At 69.4% G+C, this 11,751-nt stretch carries 11 protein-coding genes; 6 read left to right on the plus strand and 5 right to left on the minus strand.

Annotated elements, in window-relative coordinates; translation table 11 throughout:
• Positions 1 to 2: 2 nt before the first annotated feature.
• Genes VFX14_06285 through argH form a run of 3 tightly spaced genes read right to left on the minus strand, consistent with a single transcriptional unit; the run spans position 3 to position 4,456 of the window.
• Positions 3 to 1,358, minus strand: coding sequence for an MmgE/PrpD family protein (locus VFX14_06285; GenBank protein HEU5189278.1), 1,356 nt, complete (start codon positions 1,356 to 1,358; stop codon positions 3 to 5).
• The gene (locus VFX14_06290; GenBank protein HEU5189279.1) at positions 1,348 to 2,934 is read right to left on the minus strand and encodes an ABC transporter substrate-binding protein; all 1,587 of its coding nucleotides are present in this window, start codon (positions 2,932 to 2,934) and stop codon (positions 1,348 to 1,350) included. The genes VFX14_06285 and VFX14_06290 overlap by 11 nt, the downstream gene beginning before the upstream one ends.
• Positions 2,935 to 2,941: 7 nt before the next feature.
• On the minus strand, positions 2,942 to 4,456 hold the full coding sequence (gene argH / locus VFX14_06295; GenBank protein HEU5189280.1) for an argininosuccinate lyase: 1,515 nt from the start codon (positions 4,454 to 4,456) through the stop codon (positions 2,942 to 2,944).
• Positions 4,457 to 4,617: 161 nt separating this feature from the next.
• Between argH and VFX14_06300 the strand changes: the two genes are divergently transcribed.
• The 4 genes from VFX14_06300 (at position 4,618) to VFX14_06315 (ending at position 7,187) form a co-directional block, all read left to right on the plus strand.
• Complete coding sequence (locus tag VFX14_06300) at positions 4,618 to 5,229, plus strand: DinB family protein (GenBank protein ID HEU5189281.1); 612 nt, start codon at positions 4,618 to 4,620, stop codon at positions 5,227 to 5,229.
• A gap of 24 nt (positions 5,230 to 5,253) precedes the next feature.
• A complete protein-coding gene (locus VFX14_06305; GenBank protein ID HEU5189282.1) occupies positions 5,254 to 5,421 on the plus strand; it encodes a hypothetical protein in 168 nt (55 codons plus the stop codon).
• Positions 5,422 to 5,696: 275 nt separating this feature from the next.
• Positions 5,697 to 6,251 carry an ABC transporter substrate binding protein gene (locus VFX14_06310; GenBank protein HEU5189283.1) on the plus strand — a complete coding sequence of 185 codons (555 nt, stop codon included), beginning with the start codon at positions 5,697 to 5,699 and terminating at the stop codon, positions 6,249 to 6,251.
• Between the two features lie 120 nt (positions 6,252 to 6,371).
• A complete protein-coding gene (locus VFX14_06315) occupies positions 6,372 to 7,187 on the plus strand; it encodes a methyltransferase domain-containing protein (GenBank protein HEU5189284.1) in 816 nt (271 codons plus the stop codon).
• A 36-nt stretch (positions 7,188 to 7,223) separates the two neighbouring features.
• On the opposite strand, the gene VFX14_06320 is transcribed toward VFX14_06315, so the two are convergent.
• Entirely contained in the window at positions 7,224 to 8,228 is a 1,005-nt protein-coding gene (locus VFX14_06320; protein ID HEU5189285.1) for an LLM class flavin-dependent oxidoreductase, read from the minus strand.
• Positions 8,229 to 8,232: 4 nt separating this feature from the next.
• Positions 8,233 to 9,327 carry a mandelate racemase/muconate lactonizing enzyme family protein gene (locus VFX14_06325; protein ID HEU5189286.1) on the minus strand — a complete coding sequence of 365 codons (1,095 nt, stop codon included), beginning with the start codon at positions 9,325 to 9,327 and terminating at the stop codon, positions 8,233 to 8,235.
• Between the two features lie 77 nt (positions 9,328 to 9,404).
• On the opposite strand from VFX14_06325, the gene VFX14_06330 reads away from it, so the two are divergent.
• The gene (locus VFX14_06330) at positions 9,405 to 10,490 is read left to right on the plus strand and encodes a mandelate racemase/muconate lactonizing enzyme family protein (GenBank protein ID HEU5189287.1); all 1,086 of its coding nucleotides are present in this window, start codon (positions 9,405 to 9,407) and stop codon (positions 10,488 to 10,490) included.
• A gap of 151 nt (positions 10,491 to 10,641) precedes the next feature.
• A complete protein-coding gene (locus VFX14_06335) occupies positions 10,642 to 11,523 on the plus strand; it encodes a cytidylate kinase-like family protein (protein ID HEU5189288.1) in 882 nt (293 codons plus the stop codon).
• The last annotated feature ends 228 nt before the right edge of the window (positions 11,524 to 11,751 follow it).

Genomic DNA, 11,751 nt, shown 5'->3' on the forward strand with positions numbered 1-11,751 from the left:
CCTCAGGCCGGGCGGAGCAGGGCCAAAAGGCGGCGCAGGGCGCCCGGCTTCTCGATGCCGGCCACGAGGGCGGCGGCCTTCTTCGCGCGCGCGGCGCCCAGCGCGGCGCCGGCCAGGCGAAGGAACTTGGCCTCGAGGTCCGCGTCGGAGAGCGGGTTGTCCCAGTGGCCGAGGGGCAGCTCCACGCGGCTCGTGAGCCGCCGGCCGTCGCGCGTCTCCACCTCCACCGTCTGGCGCTCGCCGTGCGCGGCCGGGTCCACCACCAGCTCCATGCGCGCCATGAGCGCGCGCGCCGCGGGATCCGCCAGCGCGGCGGGCGAGAACTCGCGCAGCGTGAGCCGGCCGTGGAGGAGGATCGAGGCCAGCGAGTACGTCACGCTCATCTGGGCGTGGAGCACGGAGTCCAGCCGCGTGCCGCCGATCATGCGCCGGCTCATCTCCGAGAGCACGATGCGGATCCTGGCGATGTCGTCCGGCTTGAGATCGTGCTTCTCACGCAGCGCCAGCATGGAGTCCGCCGCGCTGTTGATGCCCCAGCACACGGGGAAGGGCTTGAAGCCCTTGCGCAGGATCCTGAAGCTCTCGCCCAGACCTTCCAGCGGCGCGCGTGCGTCGGACTCGCCCGGGGCGTAGGTGGCGAAGAGCCCGCCCCACGGCGCGTCCAGCACCTCGCGCGGCCCGGTGACGCCCCGGCGGGCGAGCACGGCGGCGGTGAGCCCGATCTCCGCCGAGCGGCCGGGATGGACGCGCTTTGACATGGCGCCGTCGGCCATGAAGGCCCAGGTGCCGCCGGTGTAGGAGCCGGCGAGGCCGAGGGCATGCGCGGTGCGCCCGGCGTCGAGGCGCAGCGCGCGCGCCGCCGCGATGCCGGCGCCGAGGCTCCCGTACACGCCGGTCGTGTGCCAGCCGCGCAGGGTCATCACGTCGTAGCTGGCCGCGTCCGTGAGCCGCGAGGTGATCTCGTGCCCGGCCACCAGCCCGAGCAGCACGTCGCGCCCGTCGCCGCCCGCCAGCTCGGCCGCCGCCAATACCGCCGGCACCTGGCAGGCCCCCGCGTGCCCACCGCCCCCGATGTCGTCCAGCTCGCGCATGTGAGCATGCGCCCCGTTCATGAGCGTGGCGGTCTGCGGCGGGGCGCCGCCGCGCGTGCCCCAGACCGTGCAGGGCCCCGCGCCGCCGAGATCGGCGCGCGCCTTGGCGAGGGCCTTGGCCTCGGGCGTGGTGCTGCCGTGGAGCCCGCAGCCGAGCGTGTCGAGGAGAATGCGCCGCGCCATCGCCACCACCTCGGGTGGCAGGCGCTTCCAGGCGAGCCCGGCCGCCCAGGCGGCGAGCGCCTCGGAGACGGTGCTACTTCCCATCCGTGACCCACACCTCGTCCCAGCGCTCGTGGGACGAGAGGCTCTTGAAGATGTTCTGCACGCGCGCCCGCGCCACGTTGGTATCGCCGTACTCCACCAGCGGGATCGTGGGCAGATCCTTCATGAGGATCTCCTGCACCTCGCGATAGGGCTTGGCGCGCTCGGCCTGCGAGGCCACCGCGCCGCCCTTGGCGAAGAGCTCGTCCACCTTGGGGTTGCAGTAGCGCTCCACGTTCACGAACGGCGCGGGACGGATGTTGTCGCAGGTGTAGATGCGCCCGATGCCCAGCGCCGGGTCACCGTAGCTCGTGTAGTTGTGGATGTAGAGGTCGAAGTCGTACTGCTTGAACACCTTCTCCAGCATGAGCGAGCGCTCGAGCGGCACCAGCTTCACGTTGAGGCCCACCCCCTTGAGCTGTTGCGCCACCACCTCGGAGGCGCGGTTGGCCGCGGAGTTGGCGGGGTCGTAGACCAGGCGCAGCGCCATCCGCTCGCCCTGCGCGTTCTTGGGATAGCCCGCCTCGTCGAAAAGCGCGCCAGCCTTCGCCACGTCGAAGGGATACTTCGGCACATTGGCGTTGTAGGCCCAGGCAAGACTCGACGGGATCACGCTCGTGCCCGGCCGACCCTGGCCGGCGTAGCCCTGCTGCACGAGGAAGCTCTGATCGATGCCGTGGAAGATGGCCTGCCGCACCCGTACGTCACCGAGCGCCTTGTTGTCCTTCAGGTTGAAGAACAGCAGGATGGTCTCCGGGAACAGCATGTACTCCTTCACCACGATGCCAGGGAGCGCCTTCACCCGTCCCGCCTGCTCGCGCGGGAGGAAGAAGGAGTAGAGCACATCCACCTCGCCCTTCTCGAAGGCGAGCACGCGCGAGGCCGGGTTCGGCATCACCTTCAAGATCACGCGGTCCAGATAGGGCCGGCCCTTCTTGAAGTAATCGGGGTTCCGCTCCAGCACGTAGTGGCTGCCCTTCACCGCCTCGGCGATCTTGAAGGGCCCGGTGCCGACCGGCTTTCGGTTGAACTCCGCGGTGGCGAGGTCCTGCCCCTCGAGCAGGTGCTTGGGCAGGATCGGCCCCATGTTGAGCGAGGTCATGAACACGGTGGGCCCGAAGGGCGTCTTCATCTTCAGCACCACCGTGTAGGGATCGGGCGTGTCGATGGAGGCGATGCTGGCATAGGCCACGCGGCCTACCGGGTGATACTTGGCGATCGCCTCCTGATACGTCCACTTCACATCCGCGGAGGTGAAGGGCTTGCCGTCGTGCCATTTCACGTCCTTGCGGAGCTTGAACGTGTAGGTGAGGCCGTCTGGGCTGATCGTCCACGATTCGGCGAGATCGGGATGGCTCCGGTAGTCGTTGTCGAGGTAGGTGAGCCCGTTGAAGAGCTTGCCCATGAGCGACCACGCCTGGGTGTCGGTGGTGGTCGCGGGGTTCATGGTGGGCGGGTCGGCGCTGATGGCCTGCACCACGGTGCCGCCCATCCTGGGCTCCTGGGCGAGCGTGGCAATGGGGACGACGAGCGCGGCCGCGAGGGCGAGCGCGAGAACACGAGCGAGTGAAAGCCGCATGATCGATCTATCTCCCGACGAGGGCGTCGACCGACGCCTCGAGCTTGCGAGCCGAGTCGGCGAGCCGCTGATGCATACCGGAGACGATGGCCTCGTCGGCCTTGAGGCCGGTACCGAAGTGCGCGATCTGGCGCTGCGACTCCCTGGGCGCGGGACCGCCGCGCATGGTGCGATCCGCGATGAAGCGGCCGGGGTCGACCGCCTCGCGGATCTGCGCCGCGGTGAGGCCCGCGGGCTGACCGTGATAGAGCTGCGCGGCCTCGTCCAGCAGGGCCGGCGTCACCCCGTCGGGCGCAAGCCCGCGCTCCTCGCAGAGCCGCACGAGGATGCCCACGATCTGATGCGAGGTCCGCCAGGGCAGGTTCTTCTCCCGCACCAGCGCCCCCGCGATGTCAGTGGCGGTCGCCCAGTGCTTCCAGGCCTCTTCCCGCATGTGCGCCTTGCGGATCTCGAGCGCCGGGAGTAGCTCGCAGAACCAGTCGAGATCGCGCACGCAGTGGTTGCAGACGGTCCACACCTGCTCGAGCGCGTAGTGCCGCTCGGTGATGGGGAACGCGGTGGGGCCCTTGAGGGCGGTGAACGAGGTCACCACCGCGCCCAGCGCCTCCGCGGCCGCGCCCTTCACCTCGGCGGGGCCGATCACGTTCTTCTTCTGCATCATGATGCTCGAGGTGTTGCAGAAACGGTCGGGGATGCTCACGTAGGCGTACTCGCTGGTGCTCCAGAGGATGAGATCGTCCGCCCACTTCGACATGCTGTGGTAGAGCGTGGCCACCGCCATCGGCACATCCAGGCTGTCGTCGGCGTTGAGCTCCAGGATGGCGTCGGCGCAGTTCTCGTGCACGCCGTCGAAGCCCATCAGCTCCGCGGTGCGCTCGCGATCGAGCGGGAAGTTCGAGCCCACCATGATGGCGGAGCCCGCCGGACTCACATTCACCCGCCGGTAGACGCCGTGCAGGCGCTCGAAGTCCCGCGCGAGGTTGGCCGCCCAGGAGATGTAGAGATGCGCCAGCGTCATGGGCTGGGCGTGCTGGCCGAAGCTCGTGCCCGGGAAGATCGTGTCGGTGTGCTGAGCGGCCAGGTCCAGCAGCACGCGGCGCAGGCGGTTCACCGCTTCGAGAATGCGGAGCACGTGCTCGCGCTGCAGGGTGTTGATGCCGACGGAGGAGAGATCGCCGCTGCTGCGCCCGAGGTGCAGGCGCCCGCCCACGTCCTCACCGAGCTTCCGGATCAGGTACTGCTCGCCGGCGTGGAGGCCGCCGCCCACCTTGCTCCGCGTCTCCTCCACGCCTTCCTTCTCCATCTCGCGGAGGGCGCGCAGGATGGCCCCCGCCGTCTCGCGCGGGAGCAGGCCCTGCTCGGTCAGCATCACCGCCTGCGCCTTGTCGAAGGCGTGGAGGGCGTGGAACATGAGGCGCGCGCGCCCCGCGGTGAGGCGCGCCAGATGCGGCATCATCTCCTCGCGCAGGCGGATGCCGGCAGTGCGGAAGCCGCGGTATTCCGAGGACGTTTGCTTCAGCATGGATGAGCCTCCCGGTCACATCGGTGAACGCGACGCCAGCGGCGCGCGCAGACAACGAGAGTACACCAATCGGGAGGTGGGGGGACTGTGCCCGAAGGCACCCATTGCGCACCGGATCGGAGCGGGGGAAACTGCCCGCTTGGGGAGGCCGGCGCCACCTGATGGACTACGCGTTCCTTGTCGACACCTATGCGAGCGAGCGTCTCAAGACTCTCTCGGTGTGGGCGATGTTCGACGATGCCGACCTCGACGTTCGGCCGCACCCGAATCTCGCACGTGACCGCACGTTCCGCGAGCACATGGTTCATCAGTGCCTAAGCGAGGATAAGTGGTTCACGGGAATGCTAGCGATCGACGTCGGCGCGCCGCCGCTCGCCGCCGAGGAGACGCGCTTAGCCTTTATCCGCCGGTACGCCGAGGATTCGGCGAAGCGACTCACCCGGCTCGGGGAGAAGGATGCCGAGTGGTGGAAGCAGAACGTCGCGTTCTTCGACACGATCCACAGCCGCGCGTGGATCATGGTGAGACGCATCGCACACACGGCGCACCATCGCGCGGAGCAGACGACGCTGCTGAGACTCCTGGGCCGTCAGGTCTGGAGCGTATACGGGCCCTCCGTGGACACCGGTGGCCTGCCGGCGAACGGCGCGCGCACGATCTATGCGTATCCGAGCATCGAGGCGCTTATCGCCGGGGAATCGCGCGGAGGGGAAAAGACGGTGTTGCCCGGCCCGGGTTCGCACCCGAGCACGGAGCGCTCGGGGCAGTCGTAGCCGGGCGCCGAGCCCCTCGCCCCTGTGCACAACGAGATCGAGCCGATCATGGCCGCCCAAGCGTGTACGCCGAATGGTGGTCTTGTCGTCATGACCGATGCCTTCCTGCTCACGCATCGCGCCGAGATCGCCGCACTGGCTGTGCGCTACCGACCGCGTTTCGGAATGGGGAGGTTGTTCTGCCGCACGTGAGTAGGTGTCTGCGGGGCGCCATACACCAAACGGTGCGGTTCGGGGACCCGTGCCCCCGCCGACCGCGTGAAGCTCTGTGCCCCACTATCCCGTCCGAGGTATCGCACCTAGCCCCCGCGCCCCCTCGCCAACGTCCACTCAACCGCGCTATTCTCGCCGCGCCGATGTGCACGCACCCCCAGCCTCTTCCGCCCCGAAGCGTGCTGATCTCGAATAGCGGGCGCATCCGATTCATCCCCGTCCCTGTCCTTGGCCGGTGGGCTGTCCCGTCCCTCATGGCCATGTCGCTCGTCATCTTGGTCCTTGGGTTGTTCGGGCCGTTCGCCGCCGGGGCCCAGCAGACAGGTCAGATGCGGCGAATCGGAGTGCTGATGGGGCTTCCCGAGGATCCGTGGTCGGAGGCTCGCCTGGCGGCGTTTCGCAAGGGGCTCAAGACGCTCGGGTGGGAGGAGGGCCGCAACATTCGCCTCGATGTTCGCTGGGCGACGACGTCCGACGCGCCATCGATGGAAAGACTCGCGCGGGAGCTCGTCGCCCTGCAGCCCGATGTCCTGTTGTCACACAACACACCCACTACGTCGACGCTGCTGCGACACACGCGCGCGATTCCCATCGTTTGCGCGGTCGTCTCGGATCCGGTAGGCACCGGGTTCGTCTCGAGCTTTCCCCGGCCAGGCCGCAACGTCACCGGGTTCACCAACATCGAGCCGACGATGGCGGGCAAGTGGCCGGAGCTGCTCACGCCGGCGCGTGACCATCAACGAGATGTTTACCGAGGAGTGCGTATTCTACGAGCCCAAGGGCGCCCACCGTGGCCGCGACGACATTGATCGCGTCGCGGCAGCGATCAAGGCGACTCATCCTGACTTTCGCTGCCGTGTATCTCTTCTTCGACAAGCTACCCTGAGCTACCGCTGATGCGCTAGGCATACCGGTGGGCTAAGGCAATCATGAGTCCGGAAGAGCGTTGGCAGCTGAGTGGGAACGCGGCCGAGTTCTACGAGCGGTACGTGAGGCTCATCATGGAGCCGTGGGTACACTGTCTCGTCGAGGTGGCGGCGCTTCAGCCGGCTGAGCACGTTCTCGACGTGGCCTGCGGGACGGGCTTTGTCGCGCGCTTCGCCGCCCAGCGTGTGGGGGCGGAAGGTCGGGTCGTCGGTGTCGATCTCAACGCAAGCATGATCGAGGCGGCCCGCGCGGCATCAGGTCGTGACCCGGAGACGACGATCGAATGGCGAATCGGCGATGCCGCGACCTTACCGTTCGAGAACCGAGCCTTCGATGTCGTCCTCTGCCAGCAGGGCGTGCAGTTCTTCCCTGATCGGGTCCGGACCCTCCAGGAAATGCGTCGAGTTCTGCGCCCAGGCGGTCGGTTGGCCTTCACGGTGTGGGGCGCCATCGAGAACACGCCCTACTTCGCGGTTCTCGCCGATGCGCTGACACGACACGTAAGCGCCGAGGCGGGATCTATGGTGCGAGCACCCTGCGCGCTCCATGACCATGTGGCGCTGCACGGCCTCGTGGCATCGGCCGGCTTTCGGAATGTGGACGTGCGTCCCACCATCAAGACGATGAAGCTCCCATTGCCGGCGGAGTTCGTCCCCAGCCATCTCGCCGCGCTCCCTATGGCGCAGGAGATTGCTCGGGTAGCTCCCGAACGGCGCGCTGCCCTTCTCGAAGATATGACGCATGCGCTCAGCGTCTATCGGGACCGCGAGCAGTTGACATGTCCCGCGGCTGCTCATGTCGTCACGGCGAATGCCTAGCTTCCCGCGGGCGGAGCTGCTGTCGGCGGCGTGAAGTTAGCCCGTGGGCCTACACGCCCGTAGCGCCATCCTCACCGCGTCTCGCGCGCCCTTGCCTCGTGCCCGCGGGCTGATGATGGGCAGGCCGAGGCCGGCCGCGCGGTATTCCTCGATGCGGGCACGGCATTCACCCGGCGTGCCGACCAGGCCGACGGCCGCGGCCATGGCGTCGGGCACCGCGCGGGCGGCGCCCTCGCGGTCGCCCTTCTGCCATGCGGTCTGGATGGCGCGCGCGGCGTCGGGGAAGCCTGCCTCCGCGAGCAGGCGGTTGTAGCGCGGGAAGAAGCCCGCGTACATGGCCACCGCGGGGCGCATCTGCTCGAGGGCCTCGCGGCGATCTTCCGCGATCACGCAGGGGAGGAGCGAGGTGATGTCCACGTCCTCGGGGCGGCGGCCGGCGCGGCGGGCGCCCGTGGCCACGTGGGCGGCGGCGCGGGCCGGCGCCTCCACCGTGCTCCAGGTGAGGATGAGGCCGTTGCCTAGCTCGCCGCAGACTTCGAGCATGGGCGGGAAGAGCGCGGAGAGATAGATGGGGATCGACCGGCGCAGCGGGGTGAACCAGAAGTCGAAGCGGTCGATGCGTACCGTCTCCCCGCGATAGGACACCTCGCCGTCGCGTAGCAGCGCGCGGATGGCCTCGACGCTCTCGCGCACGCGGGGGATGGGCTTGGCGTAGGGCAGGCCGTGCTCACCCTCCACCTGCACGCGGTGGCTCGATCCGAGCCCTAGCACGAAGCGCCCGTCGGAGAGCGCGTCCACCGTGGCCGCGGCCATGGCGATGGTGGGCACGCTGCGCACGAACACGCTGCTGATGCTGGTGCCGAGGCGGATCCGCGTCGTTGCCGTCGCGCAGGCGGCGAGGATGGCGAACTGGTCGCCGCCGTGCCCTTCCGCGACCCAGGCGGATTCGTAGCCGAGCTCCTCCGCCAGACGCACGCACTCCACGATCTCGGGAGCGGTGAGCCCTCCGCTGATGGCGAGGCCGATGCGCGGGGGAGCCACCGCGCTACGCCATCTTGTAGCGCGCGATCACCGCGGGATCGGGATCGACGCCGAGACCGGGGCCCTGCGGCACCGCGAGCAGGCCGTTCGCCGCGCTGGTGGCGCCGCCGAAGAGGTCGGGCTCCAGCGTGGCGTAGATGCGCTCCACCAGCGGCTCGCGCGGCTGCGCGGCCAGGAAGTGGAGCGTGGCGAGGAGGCCGGGCCCAAAGTAGGGCGAGTGCGGCACCAGCGTGACGCCGGCGGCATCGGCGAGAATGCCCACCTCGCGGAGCGCGGTGACGCCGCCGATCTTGGTGACGCTCGGCTGCGCGTAGGTGACGGCGCCGGCGTCGAACATGTGCTTGAAGTCGATGGGATTGCTCGCGTTCTCGCCCGCGGCGAGGGCGATACCGCCGTCCTGGCGCACGCGCGCCAAGCTCTCCCAGTCCTCCGGCGGCCACACGGGCTCCTCCAGCCAGAGGAGATCGTACGGGCGGAAGCGCCGCGCCATCTCGAGCGCCTCGACGGGCGTCCACGGGCAGTTGGTGTCCACTGTGAGCTTCATCTCGGGCCCGCCGCCCTGGCGCGCTGCGCGCACCGCGGGCTCCGTGATCTCGTGGAGCTTCACGTACTTGTAGCCCTCCTTCACCGCGCCCTCGGTGATGCGCGCCACCACCGACGCGTCGGCGTAGCGGAAGAAGCTCGCGTAGGCGGTGATCTCCGTCCGTGCGCCGCCGCCGAGCAGGCGGTGGAGCGGCAGCCCCGCCGCCTTCCCGGCGAGATCCCACAGGGCGATGTCGATGCCCGAGAGGCCGAAGATCGACGGGCCGCCGCGCCCGAGATTGTGGAAGCGCTTCAGGAGATCGGCGCGCAGCGTGGCGATCTGGGTGGCGTCGCGCCCCACGCAGGCGGGCCCGATGTAGGTATCCAGCGCGGCCTTGGTGGACTCGTTCACCGCGTAGCCGAAGGCCTCGCCCCAGCCGGTGAGTCCCGCGTCAGTGTCCACGCGGACCAGCAGCACGTCCACGGTGTTGAACACGCGGCCGAAGAAGCCCGTGGGTGGGCCGGGTTGGATGAAGGGCAGCTTCACGATGGCGGACTCGACGCGGGTGATCTTCACGAGGCGCACCTCCGGCGCGCATTATCCCGGGCGCCCGCGGCCTTGTCCACCTTCGCGGCGTGTGGCATGGTCCCGCCATGAGGATCAGCTCCGTCGCCATCCACCGCCTCTCCGTGCCCCTGCCGCGCCCGGTGCGCACGGCCATCCACAACCACGCGCATGCCGACACCGTGGCCGTCGAGCTCCGGAGCGACGCGGGCGCCGTGGGCTCGGGCTACTGCTTCGCCTTCGGCGCCAAGCGCGCGGTGGCCCTCGCCGCGCTCGTGGAAGACCTCGCGGTATTTTACGAGGGCAAGGACCCGGCGGCGGTGGTGGCCCACTTCGAGGCGGCGTGGCGCTCCATCAACTTCATCGGGCATTCGGGCCTGGCCATGATCGCGCTCTCCGCGCTCGACACCGCCTGCTGGGACCTGGCCGCGCGCGCGGCGAACCAGCCGCTCTTCCGCTACCTCGGCGGGGCGCGCGCGCGCCTGCCCACCTACGCCTCGTCCGGTCTCTGGATCGACTACTCGGTGGGCCAGCTCCTCGCCGAGGCGGAGAAGTTCCAGGCCCAGGGCCATCGCGCCATGAAGATGCGTGTGGGCGGCCCCGACCCGCGCGTGGACGTGGAGCGCGCCCGGCTCCTGCGCGAGGCCATCGGCCCCGATGTCAAGCTCCTCGCCGACGTGAATCAGGGTTGGGACGAGCCGACCGCCATCCGCTGGGGCCGGGAGCTGGAAGCGGCCGCCGATCTCTACTGGCTGGAAGAGCCGGTGCCGTACGAGGACCTCGAAGGCTGCGCCCGCATCAGCGCCGCGCTCACCATGCGCATCGCCACCGGCGAGTCCGACTACGGGAGCCTCGGCATGAAACGTCACCTCGACGCGCGCGCCGCGGACGTGCTGATGCCCGATCTCCAGCGCATGGGCGGCGTCACGGAGTATCGGCGCGCCGGCGAGCTCTGCCGCGCGTACGGCCAGCCCGTGTCCTCGCACCTCTTCATGGAGGCTTCCTGCCACGTGCTCGCGGCCGCCCCCAACGCCCTCATCCTCGAGCACATGGACTGGTGGCAGCCACTTTTCACCGAGCCGCTTCGCATCGAGAACGGCGAGGTAGTTGTGCCGGAGCGCCCGGGCATCGGCGTGGAGCTGGACCCGAAGGCGCTGGCGCGCTTCAAGGCCTGAGCGTAGACTCTCCTCAAGGTCCGCAGTACCACCGGTTCCCCGGCAGAGGAGGCTCACATGCCGGTTCTCCGGATCTAGAGGCCCTCGAACGAAGCCCCCGCACGGTCGGGTCACGACCGGTGGGGGCTTCTCGCTTTCCAGGAGGTGCGCCATGAGCGTGATCGCGATATCCGAGAGCCTGGGCAGTCTGGGGATCGAGATCGGCCGCGCGGTGGCCGAGCGGCTCGGCTACGAGTTCGCCGAGCGCGACCTCATCAGCAAGGCGGCCGATCGGTATGGTGCCGATGTCACGCGCCTGAGCCATGCCGCCGAGGAGCGCCCGACGCTGCTCGAGCGCTTCAACGCCGAGCAGCATCGGTTCGCGCACTACGTCGACGCGACCGTTCACGAGATGGCGGCGCGCGACAACTTCGTGATCGTGGGGCTGGCGTCCACGTTGATCCTGGCGAATGCGCCCCACACGCTTCGCGTGCGCATCACCGCCGCCGAGCCCGTGCGGGCCGAGCGGCTCTCCCGCCAGCTCGGACTCGCTCCCGTTCAGGCCGTGGCCCGGGTGCACGAGTCCGACCGGGAGCGCTCGGGGCGCGTCCGGTTCCTCTATCACGTCCACTGGGAGGATCCGCTGCTCTACGACTTCGTCATGAACACCGAGCGGGCTGACATCGAGGAGTGCGCCCGGCTGCTGGAGCAGATGCTGACGCACGATCGCTTCCGCTCGACGGTCACCTCGCGGCGCGACATGACGGACCGGAGCCTGGTCGCGCAGTCCTACGCGGTGCTCCTGGCCGATCCGGTCACGCGGGAGCGGCGGCTCACCGTGCAGAGCGAGGACGCCGTGCTCAGCATCGGCGGCCGCGTGGAGGAATGGTCGGTGCGGAAGGCGGTGCAGCGGGCGCTCGGGATGATCCCCGGCGTGCGCGAGATTCGCTTCCTGACCCCCGCCGCGATCGACGGCGAGGGCGGCGGCGGGGACGCGGGGCAGAATCTCTACGGCGCCTCGCGGCGCTGGGGAGGCTTCGGCCCGACCGTGTGAGCGCGAGGGGCAGACTCGGCGCCTGGGTCCGTGTAATACTCGACGGGCCTGGGCGCTATGAGTCCCCAACAACGACTGGCGAAAGTCGCCCGCCTCATCCTGGCCGTCGCTGCATGTGCCCTGGTCTCCCTTCCCGTCGTCGGCGCGCAGCCCGCGTCGAAGGTCGCGCGACTCGGCTTTCTCTCGAGCGCGTCTCCCGCCGCGACGAGGCATTTCGTCGAAGCCCTG

The sequence above is a fragment of the Candidatus Methylomirabilota bacterium genome (assembly GCA_035764725.1).
Taxonomy (GTDB): domain Bacteria; phylum Methylomirabilota; class Methylomirabilia; order Rokubacteriales; family CSP1-6; genus DASRWT01.